Below are 16,369 nucleotides of genomic sequence, written 5' to 3'. Positions count from 1 at the left end.
AGTTTTAAAATAAAAAACCGCTTCTGAAATCAGAAGCGGTTTTTTTATATAATCTTAGTGATGAAGTTCTTCTTCTCCTTCTCTAAAAGGAACAGTTTGTGGGATGAAATCTTCCTCGAAACCTGGCTTGCTGTAATCATAAGGCCATCTGTGTACTTCTGGAAGTTCTCCTGGCCAGTTTCCGTGGATGTGTTCCACTGGAGCTGTCCATTCAAGAGTTGTAGATTTCCAAGGATTCATTACCGATCTTTTTCCGTAGAAAATACTGTGGAAGAAGTTCCAGATGAATACGATTTGGAAAGCACCACCAACTAAAGCGAAAACTGTAATTAAAACGTTTACGTTTTGTAAGTCATCAAATAATGGGAATGCCGTGTTTGTATAATAACGTCTTGGAAGACCTGCCATACCGATGAAGTGCATTGGGAAGAAAACTCCGTAAGCACAAACTGCAGTTACCCAAAAGTGAATATAACCTAAATTTTTATTCAACATTCTTCCGAACATTCTTGGGAACCAGTGGTAAACTCCAGCAAACATTCCGTAAAGTGCTGAGATACCCATTACCAAGTGGAAGTGAGCTACAACAAAATATGTATCGTGAACGTTGATATCAAGTGTGCTGTCTCCAAGGATGATTCCTGTTAAACCTCCAGTGATGAAAGTAGAAACAAATCCGATAGAGAACAACATTGCAGGATTCATTTGTAAGTTACCTTTCCAAAGAGTTGTAATCCAGTTGAACGCTTTTACCGCAGAAGGAATTGCGATCAACAATGTTGTAAATGTAAACACAGATCCTAAGAATGGATTCATTCCTGAGATAAACATGTGGTGACCCCAAACGATTGTTGACAAGAAAGCAATTGCAAGAATTGACGTGATCATCGCTCTGTAACCAAAGATTGGCTTACGAGAGTTGGTTGCCATAATTTCAGAAACAAGTCCCATTGCAGGCAAGATTACGATATAAACTTCAGGGTGACCTAAGAACCAAAATAAGTGTTCAAATAAAACTGGCGAACCACCTTGATAGTGCAATACTTCTCCGGCAATATAAATATCAGATAAGAAGAAAGAAGTTCCGAAACTTCTGTCCATAATCAATAACAAAGCTGCTGACAAAAGAACCGGGAAAGAAACGATACCAATTACTGCAGTGATAAAGAAAGCCCAAATTGTAAGTGGCAATCTTGTCATTGACATTCCTTTTGTTCTCAAGTTGATTACTGTAACAACATAGTTCAAAGATCCCATTAATGAAGATGCGATGAAAACTGCCATTGCCACTAACCATAAAGTCATACCTGTTCCAGAACCAGGAATTGCTTGTGGCAATGCTGATAAAGGCGGATAAATCGTCCATCCAGCAGATGCAGGACCTGATTCAACGAATAATGACGAAATCATAATTACGCTTGAAAGGAAGAACAACCAGTATGAAACCATGTTCATAAAACCAGATGCCATATCTCGAGCACCAATTTGCAATGGAATCAAAAGGTTACTAAAAGTTCCACTCAAACCTGCTGTCAATACAAAGAATACCATGATGGTTCCGTGGATTGTAACAAGTGCAAGGTAAGCGTCATTTTTCATAACTCCACCTGGAGCAAATTTCTCACCTAAGAAAAATTTGAAAATTCCAAATGATTCTTCTGGCCAAGCCAATTGCATTCTGAAAAGCAGGGACATTCCCACTCCAATGATTCCCATGATAATACCTGTAATCAAGTATTGTTTGGCAATCATCTTATGATCGATACTAAAGATATATTTCGTGATGAAAGTATCTTTGTGGTGGTGTTCGTGTTCGTGATCGTGATCGTGTTGATCGTGTCCGTGATCTGACATATATTATAATTTAAATTTTATTTAAAAGATATACTTATTATTAATTAGCCGCTACAACTTTTGTCGTGTCAACTGATGCTTTTGTAGAATCTACTGGAGCAGTTGGACCAACAGTTTCAGCTTTTGGCTCTTTTTCAGCTTTTACTGCAGAAACCAAAGTTGGTTTTTCACTTAACCATTTTTTGTAATCAGCTTCGCTTTCTACTACAATTTTCATTTGCATATTGTAATGAGAAGGTCCGCAGATTTTGTTACAAAGCAATAAGAAGTCAAAAGTATAAGGGTCTAATCCTGGCTCACCTTTTTTGGTAAGTTCTACACTCTTTTTAGCTCTAATTTCATTAATAACAGATACTTTTTCAACGATTTCAGGAGTTTGACGCATTTCAGCTGTAGTCTTGTTTGGAGTAAAAGCAAACTGAGTAACCATACCTGGAACACAGTTCATTTGAGCTCTAAAGTGAGGCATGTAAGCTGAGTGCAAGACGTCTTGAGAACGCATTTTAAAAACTACTTTTTTACCTTTTGGCAAGTGTAATTCGTTTACAACTTTATCGTCTTGCGCGTTTGGATCTGTTACGTCAACACCTAAAGTATTTATTCCTTCGATATAACGAACATTTGCTTTACCAAGAACATTGTCTTCTCCAGAATATCTAGCTTCCCAAGAGAATTGTTTTGCATATAATTCAACAACAATTACATCTTCGTCTTCGTCAACAAACATAATGTTTGTCCAAGCGTATAATCCGTAAAGGATCAAACCAGCCAAAACGATTACCGGGATAATTGTCCAGATAAATTCTAATTTGTCATTATCTGCAAAGTATAATGCTTTTTGTCCTTCTCTACCTCTATATTTAAAAGAGAAATAGTGCAATAACGCTTGAGTGATCGTTTGTACAACGAAAATCAAAATCATCGAAATCCACATTAAGCTGTCAACATCTGCTCCGTGAACAGAAGCCGAGTTGCTCATTAATGGGAAATGACCAAATTCAACTACACAGTAAATCGTCGTTAGATAGATGAATACCAAAAAGGCAAACATCAAGTATCCATTTACATTATTATCCTTATCATTGGCAACTTGTGAATCATCACGTTTTGCGCCAACTTGAGTCAAATCGAAAATTTTAGTTAATTGCCAAATTGCAACAGCTAATAAAACTAAAACTATAATTACCAACAAACTTGTCATCTGTTTTTTCTTTAAATATTAATAATGAAAATGTTTACTTTCCTCAATAAGCGGATTTCTTTTTGCCAATAAAGGAGATTTAGTAAGAGCAGTAAATACTACCAATATAAATAATCCAAGGAAGAAAAGTACAGAACCAATTTCTGCAAATCCGATGAACCAACGGTCACCAACAGTTGCTGGCATAATCATATTATAAAAGTCAATATAGTGTCCTGCTAAAATTACAACTCCAGCCATAACTATGATCCAAGTCAAACGCTTGAAATCTGTATTGATCAAAATCAAAATTGGGAAAACAAAATTCATAACAACCATTCCGAAGAAAGGCAAGTTGTATTGTTCAATTCTTGTGATAAAGTAAGTAACTTCCTCAGGGATGTTTGCATACCAGATCAACATAAATTGAGAGAACCATAAGTATGTCCAGAATACACTGAATCCAAACATAAATTTAGCTAAATCGTGGATATGACTTGTGTTTACATATTCTAAATATCCTTTAGATTTTAAGTATAAAGTAGTCAATGCAATAACTGTAACAGCGCTTACAAGGAAACTCATTAATACGTACCATCCAAACAATGTACTGAACCAGTGTGGATCAACAGACATAATCCAATCCCAAGACATAATAGACTCGGTAACGATGAAGAATACTAAGAATCCTGCAGACAATTTAAAGTTCTTTTTGTAAAAAGCATTGTCGCTTGCTTCGTCTTGAGCCAAACAGTTCTTTCTTGAAAAGTGTCTGTAAAGGTTCCATCCGATGATGAAAACTGCTGCTCTGATTAACCAGAAATATTCGTTTAAGTATCCCGATTTATTAGAAATCAATTTATCAAATTTAGGGCTTTTTGGATCAAGCAATTCTGCATCCATCCAAACAAATAAATGGTGGAAATGGAAAGCTCCTAAAGCTAAAAGAATAAATACAATTACAGAACCCCAAGGCAAATAAGCCGTGATTCCTTGCATAACTCTAAACAACACTGGAGACCATCCAGCTTGTGCCACTTGTTGGATTGCATAAAATGCTAAAACACCCAATGAAATCAACATGAAGAATAATGCTGCTACATAAACAGCTGCCCAAGGTTTATTCGTTAGTTGGTGATAAACGTGCTCCACATGTTTAACGTGAGCTTCGTGTTCTGCATGTGCATCGTGGCCACCTTCTGCTTTATCATGACCGTGAACAGCAACAGCTGCGTGATCATCATGGTGCTCTTCAGTCGCAACTACTGCATGTGCTGTATCTTTTGTTGTAGAAATTGTATCAATATGAATTGCAGGATCAGCCATGCTTGCTTCTGGTTTTGCTTCAGTTGCAACAACTGCGTCATGAGATTCATGCGTTTCAGTTGCGTGCGCTTCTTTTGCAGGATGAGCTTCGTGAGCATCATGTCCAGCTGCTGCGTGATGACCGCCGTGTTCTTCAGATTCTTTCTTTAAGATTTCTTCTACTTCAGCAGTATTTTTTGGTGCAGTTAAAAAACCATAACCTATCCCTAAGATTCCTAAAATCATAAAGACGAACGCTACAGTTTTTAATTTGCTTGAAAATGTGTACATATCTATTAAGATCAGTTTGTTCTACAATTATAATTCACTCTTAAGTTTCATCACATAAGCTGCAACCATCCAACGCTCTTGTTGAGTCAATTGGTTAGCGTGAGAACCCATTGCGTTTAATCCGTAAGTTTCAACGTGGAAAACACTTCCTTCAGTGATAACTCTATCAGCATAACTTGGTACACCAAGAAATTTCTCTCTTTTTACCAAGTTTCCTTTTCCGTCACCTTTTTCACCATGGCAGATTGCACAGTAGATTCCGAAAAGTTGCGCGCCTTTATCAGAGCTTTTTGCAACTGAATCTAAAGGAGATTTTAAATTAGCTTTTGCTAATTCATAACCTGCTGTAGAATTTTCATATTCATAAGGTTCAAAACCTCTTGGAATAGAACCTTTTGCAGGAAGCTGTCCTTCTTTACCATTTGCAAAAGCATTAGATTCAGAATAGGTTTCATATCCTACTGACTCATACATATTTGGCATATATTGATAGTTAGGCTTTTTCTTGTTGTGACAAGACACAGCCGTTATCGCGATTCCTACCAAAAGTGTTATTTTATATAAACTTTTCATATCTAGTCTTAATGCTTTTCTATTACTTTAACTTCTACTGCTCCAGTATTTTGAAAAAATGAAACTAACTCATTTTCATCACCGTGAACCGCAACTTCCATCAAAAAGTGGTCATCTGTAGTTCTTACATCTGGATTTTCTGCTGATTTAAATGGCCATAATCTACTTCTCATATAAAAAGTAAGAACCATTAAGTGAGCTGCAAAGAATACAGTCATCTCAAACATTACAGGCACGAATGCTGGCATATTTTCGATATAACTAAAACTTGGCTTTCCACCGATATCTTGTGGCCAGTCAGAAATCATGATATTGTTCATCATCCACGTTGCGAAAGACAAACCGCATAGTCCATAAATAAAAGCACAAATTGCTAATCTTGTTGGTGCGATTCCCATTGCTTTGTCCAATCCGTGAACTGGAAATGGAGTGAAAACTTCTTCAATATGGTGATGAGCAGCACGTGTTTTCTTAACGGCATCCATAAGCACATCATCATCATTATAAATAGCGTATATAACTTTATTACTCATGGTGTGAATGTTTATTTTCTTCTCTATGTTTTTTATAATTATCTCCAGAAGATTTCAAGATTGTTTTTACCTCTGCTTGAGCAATCACTGGGAAAGATCTAGCATATAATAAGAATAATACAAAGAAGAAACCGATTGTTCCGATGTAGATTCCGATATCAACAAATGTTGGTGAGAACATTGTCCAAGATGACGGAAGGTAATCTCTGTGTAATGAAGTTACGATAATTACGAAACGCTCAAACCACATACCGATATTTACTACAATCGAGATAACGAAAGAAAACATGATACTTGTTCTTAATTTTTTGAACCACATGAACTGCGGAGAGAACACGTTACAAGTCATCATCGCCCAGTAAGCCCAAGCGTATGGTCCTGTTGCTCTGTTCAAGAAAGCGTATTGTTCATACTCAACTCCTGAATACCAAGCCACGAATAACTCTGTGATATATGCCACACCTACGATAGAACCTGTAATCATGATTACGATATTCATCAATTCGATGTGTTGCAATGTAATATAAGCTTCTAGGTTTGAAACTTTTCTCATAATGATAAGCAATGTATTTACCATCGCAAATCCTGAGAATACCGCTCCAGCAACGAAGTATGGAGGGAAGATTGTAGTATGCCATCCTGGAATTACAGAAGTAGCAAAGTCAAAAGATACGATCGTGTGTACAGAAAGTACAAGTGGTGTTGCCAAACCTGCAAGAACCAAAGATACTTCTTCGAAACGTTGCCAGTCTTTTGCTCTACCGCTCCAACCGAAGCTCAAGATTGAATAAACTCTTTTTGTGAAAGGCGTTACAGCTCTATCTCTAAGCATTGCGAAATCTGGAAGCAAACCTGTCCACCAGAAAACCAATGATACAGAAAGATACGTTGAAATCGCAAATACGTCCCAAAGCAATGGTGAGTTAAAGTTTACCCATAACGAACCAAATTGATTCGGAATTGGCAATACCCAGTATGCTAACCATGGACGACCCATGTGAATAATTGGGAACAAACCTGCTTGAACTACCGAGAAAATGGTCATTGCTTCTGCAGAACGGTTAATTGCCATTCTCCATTTCTGACGGAATAACAAAAGTACTGCTGAAATCAATGTTCCGGCGTGCCCGATACCAACCCACCAAACGAAGTTCGTGATATCCCAAGCCCAGCCAACTGTTTTATTTAATCCCCATGTACCAATACCAGTAGAGACGGTGTATATAATACAGCCTATTCCCCAAAGGAAAGCTGCTAATGCGATTGAAAATACAATCCACCATTGCTTGTTCGCTCTACCTTCAACAGGTGCAGCTACATCTACTGTTACATCGTGATAAGTTTTATCACCTATAACTAAAGGTTTTCTAATGGGTGCTTCGTAGTGAGACGACATAATCCTTTATCTTGTTTCTTGATTAATTATTTATTTCTAGGTATTTCTAACTTTTACGTGATAGAATACATTAGGTTTTGTTCCAACGTGCTCCAATAAATGATACATTCTTGGATCTTGTTCTAATTTAGCAATAGGACTTTCTTTTTCATTTACGTCACCAAATACCATAGATCCTGAAGTACATGCTGCAGAGCAAGCACAAGTATCATTGAATTCACCTTCCTTAACTGGTCTTCCTTCTCTCTTCGCTTTTAAAATAACAGCTTGAGTAGATTGAATACAGAAAGAACATTTTTCCATAACTCCTCTTGAACGAACAACAACATCTGGATTCAATACCATACGACCTAAATCGTCATTCATGTGGTAATCAAATTCTGAGTTTTTGTTGTACAAGAACCAGTTGAAACGACGTACTTTATAAGGACAGTTGTTTGCACAGTAACGAGTTCCAACACATCTGTTATATGCCATATGGTTTTGACCTTGACGACCGTGAGATGTGGCAGCAACAGGACAAACTGTTTCACATGGTGCGTGATTACAGTGTTGACACATCACCGGCTGGAATGCTACTTGTGGATTATCTGATGGATCTTCCATTTCTCCAAAACCTCCTAAAGAGCCTTTGTCACCGAATAACCCTTCAAATCCTTCTTTTTTCTCATTGTCTTTTTCAAAAGTATCTTCAGAAGAATAATATCTGTCGATACGCAACCAGTGCATATCACGGCTTCTTCTTACTTCAGATTTTCCAACAACAGGAACGTTATTTTCAGCATGACAAGCGATAACGCAAGCGCCACAACCCGTACATGAATTTAAATCAATTGATAATTTAAAGTGGTGTCCAACAGAACGATCAAATGAATCCCACAAGTCAACAGTATTCGCCTTAACTGGGTTGTGATCTAAAGAAACCATTGGAGAAGGATTCCAAACTTCAGCTTCAGCTTCGTTGAAAACATTCAAAGTAGTTTCTTTAATGATATCGCCTCTACCCATTAAAGTCCTTTGCAACTGCACACAAGCAAATTCGTGATCTCCACTTTCTTTTGTGATTTTTGCAGTTTGGTTTGCATTAGCGTTAGCATATAATGCATAAGCATTAACACCAACCTGCATCTCTTCTTTCATAGACTCTTTACGTCCATAACCAAGAGCTACACCAATTGTTCCAACAGCTTGACCTGGCTGAATGATAACCGGAACTTTTTCCAATTTCACTCCACCCACTTCGATAGTTACATAACTACCATTCAAACCACCGTTTGCAACATTAAAGTTTTCAATATCTAATCTAGCAGCATCTGCTTTAGAAATTGTCATATAGTTATCCCAAGACACACGAGTGATCGGATCTGGGAATTCTTGTAACCAAGGGTTGTTTGCTTGTTGACCATCTCCCATTCCCGTTTTAGTATATAATACCAATTCGAAATCTCCTGCTTTTTTAGCTTGCGCCAAAGTTGAAGCTGCAGATGCATAATCAGCAGATCCAGAAGCAACAGAAGTTACTGGAGTTGAAAAGATTCCGTCGTGAACTAATTTGTTCCAAGTAACACCACTTACTGAAGAAGTTACAGCTGCTTTTAAATAATCATAATAAGCAGTTGAATTATCAGACCAAAGTAATAAAGCTTCCTGGAATTGTCTTGTATCAAATAAAGGACGGATTGTTGGTTGCGTGATGCTCAAGTTTCCTTTAGAAATTGTAACATCTCCCCAAGACTCCAAGTAATGTGGAGCTGGTGCCGCGATTGAAGAAAGAACTGCAGTTTCATCTTCTTTCAAAGAAAAAGCAACAGACAATTTTACTTTTTTCAATCCTTCAGCAAAATCTTTTGAAGCAGCAAGCGTGTAAACTGGATTCACACCGCTCATAATTAATGTATGAACACTTCCTGCTTTCATATCAGCTACCAATTTAGCAACTGCTTTAGCATCACCTTTTCTAGTCAATCTAGCTCCAGAAGGATTGAAAGCTTGAGATTGTAATGCATTGTTAATTGCAAAAACCAACAATTGTGCGTTCAAATCATCCAAACCTGAAATCAAAACTCCTTTTGAACCAGCCGCTTTTAATTGCTGTGCTGCTTTCATTACTTCTTCTTCTCTGGCAACTTTTTGAGTTCCAACAGAAGCACCTGTAATAATATTGTATATTTTAACCAAAGCTTGTTTTTGGTCTGTAACTGTCAAAGGAATACGTTTGTCAGCATTTGCACCTGACATAGACATATTTGCTTCAAGTTGAATATGCTTAGACATTACTCCGTTTTTCGGAACACGTCCTTTTGCATATCCACCATCAAATCCGCCACCTTGCCAATCTCCTAAGAAATCTGCACCAACAGAAACGATTGTATTTGCTTTTGAGAAATCATAATCCGCTAAAGCTCTTTCTCCATATACCATTTGGAAAGCATCCAAAGCATTAGATTCAGAAACCGCATCATAAACAACGTGTTTTGCAGATGGGTTTTTAGCAATAAATTCAGCAATTAATTTATCAGTAGACGGACTTGCCATTGTATTTGTAAGCAAAACAACTTGACCTCCTGAAGTTCTTGCTTCATTTAAACTAGCCTTAACTCTTGCATCAACATCAGACCAAGAAGCCGATTTTTTTGCAATTTTTGGTTGTTTTAAACGAGTGCTATCATATAAAGAAAGAACAGAAGCATGAACTCTTGCGTTAGCACTAAGTTTAACTCCGTCAAGCGTATTGTTTTCAACTTTAATTGGACGACCTTCACGTGTTTTGATCAAGATATTTGCAAAATCAAAACCATCAGCAACTGTAGTAGCATAATAATCTGCAACACCAGGAATAATTTCTTCCGGCTGCACTACATAAGGTATAGATTTAATAACCGGACCTTCGCAAGCTACCAAAGAAGCAGCAGCTGTACTAAATCCAACATATTTTAAGAAATCACGACGTGATGTTGATGATGCTGATAATGATTCTTTATCTCCTAAAAACTCCTCCACCGGAATTGGCTCCGAGAATTCGTTATTTCTGAGCGTCTCAACAATAGAACTATTATCGTTTAGTTCTTCAACACTTTTCCAGTATTTTTTGTTTGATGACATGTATATTATATATAAATTATCTTAATAAATTTGATTAATAGTGGCATTTTCCACACTCTAAACCACCCATCTCTGCAGCAGTCAGCTTGTCTTTACCATATTTTTTAGCAAGTTCTGCGTGAATTTTGTCATAGTAAGCATTACCTTCCATTTTCACATCCGTCTTGCGGTGACAGTCAATACACCATCCCATTGTTAATGGAGAATGTTGTTCCATAATTTCCAATGTTTCCACTGGACCGTGACAAGTTTGACATTCAATTCCACCAACAATTACGTGCTGAGAGTGATTGAAGTAAACGAAGTCTGGAAGATTATGAATTCTCACCCATTTAACCGGCTGTGTTTTTCCTGTATATTTTTGAGCTGCTTTATCCCAACCCACTGCGTCATACAACTTTTGGATTTCTCCGTCATAAAATGCTTTGCTGTGTTCTGGAGTTCCAGTTTCTTCTGCAACTTCTGAGATATTTTTGTGACAGTTCATACAAACATTCAACGAAGGGATACCTGCATTTTTACTTGATCTAGCTGAAGAGTGACAATATTTACAATCAATACCATTATCACCAGCGTGAATCTTGTGAGAATAATGAATTGGCTGAATTGGCTGATAACCTTGGTCAACACCAACTTGCATTAAGTACCCGTAAACAAAATAACCACTCGCCAACAACAATACAATTGAAGTTACCAGAACCAAAAATTGGTTTCTAGCAAACGCAACCCAAATTGGAGTCACTGGTTCTTTATATTCTGGCTCAATACCGTTAGCTCTTGCAACTTTCCCTAATACTTTGTTTACCAAGAAAAGCATCACAACCAACATTACCATCACCAATGCCAAAGCACCAAGAATAACATTGTTAGAAATCCCACTTCCTTCAGCAACAGCTCCACCACCTCCATCAGTAGTCGTAGCAACTTTTGGCTCAGCTTTTGGCTCAGAAGTATAAGCTAAGATATTATCAATATCAGCATCAGACAATTGAGGAAACGACGTCATAATAGACTTGTTATTCTCATTAAAAACTTTTACAGCAGCAGCATCACCTGACTTAATCATAGCCTGGCTATCTTTAATCCAAGAATGCAACCATTTTGTATCATGTCTTTCAGTCACGCCTCTTAATGCAGGCCCTGTCATCTTTGCGTCTAATTTGTGACACGCAGCGCAGTTCGCATTAAAAAGAGCTTTTCCTGCAGCAGCATCGCCAGCACCCGCAGCAGGAGCTGAGGCCTCGGCAGCTGGAGCAGCAGCTGTTTCTTGAGCAAAAGATGAAACGGAAAATGTTAGCATAAGCGCTAAACTGAACAGTAGTATTCGTGAAATCGAATTAGGATTACCCACCTTTTTCATATTTAAAAATGATTATCGACTAAATTTGGTATGGTTTTTTCTTTTACAGAATTGTTGAGAAAATTCCATACGTTATTTAAAACTTTGCACAAAAATACGACTTAAGAACTATTCTCAAAACCCTAAAGAAGTCTTAATAATCAATTTATATTAATTCTAAATAATTTTTTTAAATTTCAATCAAATGTTAAATATTATATTTGCATAAAACTAACTTCATTATGAGAATTTTAAGTCCAAAATCAACACTTCTAACTGCTTCTTTCATAGCATTTTTAACAGTTTCGGCACATTCGCAAGAAAAAAATATTAAGGTTACTCAAGATCCAAAATTTGAACAATTGCTTGCTGAAAAGCGAAAAATCAACTCGTCTTTAACCGTAAATGAACGCTATAAAATTCAAGTTTATAATGGCGACAGCGAAACTGCGAAGAAAACTTTGACCGAATTTAAGCGTGAATTTAAAAATTTAGACGGTACAATCGTCTTCAACACGCCGACATATAAAGTATGGATTGGTAATTTCAAGACGAAAATTGAAGCCGAAAGAAACTTAAATGATTTGAGAAAAAAATATCCGAACGCGCTTGTAATAAAGCCTACCAAATAACAAAAATGCCTTCTAAATCAGAAGGCATTTTTTAATTCTTTAATGTTACTTGATAGTATTTCTGAAGAACATTCTTGATATCTTCATTGGTTTTCTTGCTATCCTTATATTCTTTATAAAGTTCTGGCTTCGGTTTAAGAAGTGTTTTGATTTCAGCATTAGATAAAAAAATTGGCTGTCCAGAATAACAATCGATCAGCATTGGAACATTTCCACTTCCTGCAGAAGAAGCTACTAAAGCGCCAACAAGTCCAAACATTGCGCTTGCCGCCATCACACTATTTGGATTATAAACCACATCTTCTACAAAATATTTATTACCAACAATATCCGTCTTTGCATAGAATTTATTGTTTGCATATTTTGAAACATTGATATAAAAATTATTCCCATCGCTAAACCCAAAATAGTTTGATTTGTCTTTTCCGGAAGCATCCATTATAAAATATTGCTCCTTTTTATTGCTGAAATTAAAATCTTCGGTAAACGGCTTTTCGTTTAAAACATCCGCATAAGTTAGATAAATTCCTTTTTTAGGCTTTTCAACTAAAGTTCTGTTCGTAATAATTTGATTTGGATCAAAAGCAATCTGCGTTTTCTTGTCTTGCGACGTATTTTTATATTGTGTCATAATCTGAACAAGCGCTTCTTTTAGCCGATCATCGTGCTTATTTGTCACATCCATTCCGTTTCCTTCGGCCGTGTAAGAATACGTTCCAACGATGAAATCAGCACCGTCTTTTTGTTCGATTATATCCAAGACAATTGTAGCAAAACCTGTTTCTGAAAAAGCTTTTGTAATTTCTGAAACATACAAATCATTAATTCGAATGGCAATATTTTTATTGGAAGCAGGAAGAATTACGGATAAATAATTCAAAATTTCTTCCTCCAATGGTTTTTCGAAATCTGCTAAAACCTTTTTATTAAAAGCTCCTTTTTGAATTGTTCCGATGTTTTCTTTGAATTGTCTTCCGTCATAAACTTTAGAAATTGAAAAATTAAGACCAATTGGCGTGTCGTTTTTATCTTCCAAGGAAATTTTATGATACTTGATTTCCGACTGAGAAAATCCGGAAAACGAACTTATAAATAACAGAATTGCAATTACTTTTTTCATCTTTTTACATTTGAATTTAGACCAAAAAAAATCCCAATTTAACAATTGGGATTTTTTTATAAATATAGAAAATTATTTCAATTTTTTCTTCACTGCAACTTCTTGGAATGATTCGATGATATCATATTGCTCAATATCATTGTATCCTTTAATTTGAATACCACAGTCATATCCTTTTGAAACTTCTTTGACATCGTCTTTGAAACGTTTCAAGGCAACCAATTCTCCTGTGTGGATTACAACACCCTCACGGATTAGGCGTATTCTTGAAGAACGGATGATTTTTCCGTCCATCACCATACAACCTGCAATTGAACCTACTTTAGAAATTTTGAAAATCTCACGAATTTCAGCAGTTCCCGAAATTTCTTCCTTCATTTCTGGAGAAAGCATTCCTTCCATCGCATCTTTCAAGTCGTCAATTGCATCATAGATGATTGAGTAATTACGGATATCGATTTCTTCTTTATCAGCCAATGCTCTCGCATTTCCTGCAGGTCTCACGTTAAATCCGATGATGATCGCATCAGAAGCAGACGCCAAGTTAACGTCAGTTTCTGTAATTGCTCCAACACCTTTATGGATAATCTTGATTTCGATTTCCTCAGTTGATAATTTAGAGAATGAATCTGCCAATGCTTCAACCGAACCATCCACGTCACCTTTAATAATGATGTTCAATTCTTTAAACTGTCCAAGAGCAATTCTACGTCCAAGCTCAGCAAGAGTCGTGTGTTTCTTAGTTCTTGCAGATTGCTCACGAATTAATTGCGTACGTTTTGCAGCAATTTGTTTCGCTTCTCTTTCGTCTTCAAAAACGTTGAATTTATCACCAGCAGTTGGCGCTCCGTCCAATCCAAGGATCGAAATTGGAGTTGAAGGTCCTGCTTCTTTAACCGCATTTCCTCTTTCGTCATACATGGCTTTAATTTTACCATGATTTTTTCCTGCCAATACATAATCTCCAACTTTTAAAGTACCGGCTTGAACTAAAATTGTAGTCACATAACCTCTACCTTTATCTAATTGCGCTTCCACTACAGTTCCAACAGCTGGTTTTGTAGGGTTTGCTTTTAAGTCAAGTAATTCAGCTTCTAATAAAACTTTTTCTAGAAGATCTTTCACACCCGTTCCCACTTTTGCAGAAATATCATGTGATTGGTATTTTCCACCCCAATCTTCCACAAGTAAGTTCATACCTGCTAATTGTTCTTTAATTTTCTCAGGATTCGCTGCTGGCTTATCCACCTTGTTGATTGCGAAAATCATTGGAACATTCGCTGCTTGTGCGTGAGAAATCGCTTCTTTTGTTTGAGGCATGATATCATCATCTGCCGCCGCAACAATAATTGCGATATCGGTAACTTGAGCTCCACGTGCACGCATCGCGGTAAACGCCTCGTGACCTGGTGTATCTAAGAATGTGATTTTTTGACCATTATCTAAAGTCACTGCATAAGCTCCAATGTGCTGTGTGATTCCTCCAGATTCACCGGCGATAACATTTTCTTTACGGATGTAATCCAAAAGCGATGTTTTACCGTGATCGACGTGACCCATTACAGTTACAATCGGCGCTCTTGACACTAGATCTTCTTCTCTGTCTTCGATGATTTCTTGATTTTCTTCGATATCTGTAGTAATAAATTCTACTTCATAACCGAATTCATCTGCAACGATAGACAATGTCTCTGCATCAAGACGTTGGTTCATGGTAACCATGATTCCAAGTGACATACATGTTCCAATCACTTTAGTAATCGGCACATCCATCATGGTTGCAACTTCACCAACAGTAACGAATTCTGTTACTTTGATTGTTTTGCTTCCTTCTTCAATGGCTCTTTGCTCATCATCAGATTTTTGACGGTGCGTGTCTCTTTTGTCTCTTCTATACTTAGCCGCTTTAGATTTGCTTCCTTTTCCTTGAAGTTTTTCTAAAGTCTCTCTAATTTGATTTTTAACTTCTTCTTCCGTAGGCTCCACTTTTGCAACGATTGCAGGTCTGTTTCCTTTTACGAAACCAGGTCTAGCACTTCTATTTGCATTGTTTCCACCAGCTCCTGGAGCGTTTGGACGAATGATATTTCCTGGAGTTGCCACACCGCCACCTTGACCCGGAGCGCCTGGTTTTCCTGGAATTCTTTTTCTCTTGTTCTTATTATTGTTATTGTTCGCACCTGCGGCACCTGGAGCACCTGGTTTGTTTGGAACAATTTTTGGCTCTTCTTTTTTCTTTTTAGGCTTATTGAATTGTGACAAGTCAATAGTCTGTCCAGTAAAAGTTGTACCTGATAATTTTTGGTACTGCGTTGTAATTGCTTCTTCAGCTGGCTGTTCGCCTTCTGGAGTTGTAGCATTTGCAACTAGAGCCGTAGTTTCTTTTTTCTCCTCTTTCTTTTCCTCTTGTTTCGCAACTGGAGCTACCACAGGTTTTTCTTCCACTTTTGGAGCTTCTGCTTTTGGTACTTCAACCTTTGGCGCTTCTGGTTTCACAACCGGAGCTTGAGGTTTTGGTTGTTCTGCTTTTGGTTCTTCCACTTTTGCAACTGGAGTTTCCTTTACAGGCTCAACAACTGGTTTTTCTTCAGGTTTTTCTGGAGTCGGAGTCGGTTCAACAGCTTTAGGAGTTGGTGCAACCGCAGGAGATTTTGGCTCCAAATCGATTTTTCCAACTTGCTTTGGCCCCGCTAGAGTAGCCTTAGCTTTGATTACTTCTTGACGTTGACGTTCTTCGTCTTGCTTGCGTTTTTCCTCGATTTCTTTTTCTCTTTCTAAACGCAATGCTTCTTTCTCTTTTCTTTTTTCTTCCCCAACCTCTTTGGAAGCTTCTTTTTTACCCTTATCGCCAGCAAATTGACTTTGCAAGATATCGAATTCTTTCTCAGATATTTTCGCGTTTGGATTTGCATCAATAGCAATTCCCTTATCTTTTAGATAATCAACGGCTCTATCTAACGAAATGTTCAATTCCCTTAAAACCTTGTTTATTCTTATTACTCTCTCTTCAGACATATAACCTTTTTATTATTACCTTTTTTGTT

The 16,369-nt window shown here is 37.2% G+C and carries 11 protein-coding genes; 1 reads left to right on the top strand and 10 read right to left on the bottom strand.

The genetic code is table 11. From position 1 onward, the window contains the following. Nucleotides 1-54: 54 nt before the first annotated feature. From ACFPVY_RS11625 to ACFPVY_RS11590, 8 genes are read right to left on the bottom strand one after another with little or no spacing between them, the layout of a single operon-like run. Nucleotides 55-1,854, bottom strand: coding sequence for a cytochrome c oxidase subunit I (locus ACFPVY_RS11625; protein WP_379792184.1), 1,800 nt, complete (start codon nucleotides 1,852-1,854; stop codon nucleotides 55-57). 40 nt (nucleotides 1,855-1,894) lie between these two features. Next, on the bottom strand, nucleotides 1,895-3,055 hold the full coding sequence (locus tag ACFPVY_RS11620; RefSeq protein WP_379792182.1) for a cytochrome c oxidase subunit II: 1,161 nt from the start codon (nucleotides 3,053-3,055) through the stop codon (nucleotides 1,895-1,897). An 18-nt stretch (nucleotides 3,056-3,073) separates the two neighbouring features. Continuing rightward, nucleotides 3,074-4,630, bottom strand: coding sequence for a quinol:cytochrome C oxidoreductase (locus ACFPVY_RS11615; RefSeq protein WP_379792181.1), 1,557 nt, complete (start codon nucleotides 4,628-4,630; stop codon nucleotides 3,074-3,076). A 27-nt stretch (nucleotides 4,631-4,657) separates the two neighbouring features. Further along, nucleotides 4,658-5,203: a c-type cytochrome gene (locus ACFPVY_RS11610; protein ID WP_379792180.1), complete on the bottom strand. Its 546-nt coding sequence runs from the start codon at nucleotides 5,201-5,203 to the stop codon at nucleotides 4,658-4,660. A gap of 8 nt (nucleotides 5,204-5,211) precedes the next feature. Continuing rightward, on the bottom strand, nucleotides 5,212-5,736 hold the full coding sequence (locus ACFPVY_RS11605) for a DUF3341 domain-containing protein (RefSeq protein ID WP_379792179.1): 525 nt from the start codon (nucleotides 5,734-5,736) through the stop codon (nucleotides 5,212-5,214). Beyond that, a complete protein-coding gene (nrfD, locus tag ACFPVY_RS11600; protein WP_379792178.1) occupies nucleotides 5,729-7,132 on the bottom strand; it encodes an NrfD/PsrC family molybdoenzyme membrane anchor subunit in 1,404 nt (467 codons plus the stop codon). Before nrfD ends, ACFPVY_RS11605 begins: the two co-directional genes overlap by 8 nt. A gap of 36 nt (nucleotides 7,133-7,168) precedes the next feature. Then, the gene (locus tag ACFPVY_RS11595) at nucleotides 7,169-10,234 is read right to left on the bottom strand and encodes a TAT-variant-translocated molybdopterin oxidoreductase (RefSeq protein WP_379792176.1); all 3,066 of its coding nucleotides are present in this window, start codon (nucleotides 10,232-10,234) and stop codon (nucleotides 7,169-7,171) included. Between the two features lie 34 nt (nucleotides 10,235-10,268). Then, nucleotides 10,269-11,594: a c-type cytochrome gene (locus ACFPVY_RS11590; RefSeq protein WP_379792175.1), complete on the bottom strand. Its 1,326-nt coding sequence runs from the start codon at nucleotides 11,592-11,594 to the stop codon at nucleotides 10,269-10,271. Nucleotides 11,595-11,815: 221 nt separating this feature from the next. On the opposite strand from ACFPVY_RS11590, the gene ACFPVY_RS11585 reads away from it, so the two are divergent. Beyond that, on the top strand, nucleotides 11,816-12,205 hold the full coding sequence (locus tag ACFPVY_RS11585) for an SPOR domain-containing protein (protein WP_379792174.1): 390 nt from the start codon (nucleotides 11,816-11,818) through the stop codon (nucleotides 12,203-12,205). 31 nt (nucleotides 12,206-12,236) lie between these two features. Here the strand turns inward: ACFPVY_RS11585 and ACFPVY_RS11580 are convergent, their stop codons facing one another. Both ACFPVY_RS11580 and infB read right to left on the bottom strand, forming a co-directional pair. Then, nucleotides 12,237-13,325 (bottom strand): DUF6563 family protein, encoded by a 1,089-nt coding sequence (locus tag ACFPVY_RS11580; RefSeq protein ID WP_379792172.1) that lies wholly within the window; start codon nucleotides 13,323-13,325, stop codon nucleotides 12,237-12,239. A 72-nt stretch (nucleotides 13,326-13,397) separates the two neighbouring features. After that, nucleotides 13,398-16,340: a translation initiation factor IF-2 gene (infB, locus tag ACFPVY_RS11575; protein WP_379792171.1), complete on the bottom strand. Its 2,943-nt coding sequence runs from the start codon at nucleotides 16,338-16,340 to the stop codon at nucleotides 13,398-13,400. Nucleotides 16,341-16,369 lie beyond the last annotated feature (29 nt).

This window comes from Flavobacterium qiangtangense (assembly GCF_042658345.1).
GTDB lineage: Bacteria > Bacteroidota > Bacteroidia > Flavobacteriales > Flavobacteriaceae > Flavobacterium > Flavobacterium qiangtangense.
The sequence above is the reverse complement of the archived record's forward strand: the minus strand, read 5'-3'. Positions and strand labels throughout refer to the sequence as shown.

Bases quoted from the DNA above. Each gene is read 5' to 3' on its own strand.
- ACFPVY_RS11620 (WP_379792182.1), bottom strand. From the start codon at position 3,055: ATGACAAGTTTGTTGGTAATTATAGTTTTAGTTTTATTAGCTGTTGCA.
- ACFPVY_RS11605 (WP_379792179.1), bottom strand. From the start codon at position 5,736: ATGAGTAATAAAGTTATATACGCTATTTATAATGATGATGATGTGCTT.
- ACFPVY_RS11585 (WP_379792174.1), top strand. From the start codon at position 11,816: ATGAGAATTTTAAGTCCAAAATCAACACTTCTAACTGCTTCTTTCATA.
- nrfD (WP_379792178.1), bottom strand. From the start codon at position 7,132: ATGTCGTCTCACTACGAAGCACCCATTAGAAAACCTTTAGTTATAGGT.
- ACFPVY_RS11610 (WP_379792180.1), bottom strand. From the start codon at position 5,203: ATGAAAAGTTTATATAAAATAACACTTTTGGTAGGAATCGCGATAACG.
- ACFPVY_RS11580 (WP_379792172.1), bottom strand. From the start codon at position 13,325: ATGAAAAAAGTAATTGCAATTCTGTTATTTATAAGTTCGTTTTCCGGA.
- ACFPVY_RS11615 (WP_379792181.1), bottom strand. From the start codon at position 4,630: ATGTACACATTTTCAAGCAAATTAAAAACTGTAGCGTTCGTCTTTATG.
- ACFPVY_RS11590 (WP_379792175.1), bottom strand. From the start codon at position 11,594: ATGAAAAAGGTGGGTAATCCTAATTCGATTTCACGAATACTACTGTTC.
- infB (WP_379792171.1), bottom strand. From the start codon at position 16,340: ATGTCTGAAGAGAGAGTAATAAGAATAAACAAGGTTTTAAGGGAATTG.
- ACFPVY_RS11595 (WP_379792176.1), bottom strand. From the start codon at position 10,234: ATGTCATCAAACAAAAAATACTGGAAAAGTGTTGAAGAACTAAACGAT.
- ACFPVY_RS11625 (WP_379792184.1), bottom strand. From the start codon at position 1,854: ATGTCAGATCACGGACACGATCAACACGATCACGATCACGAACACGAA.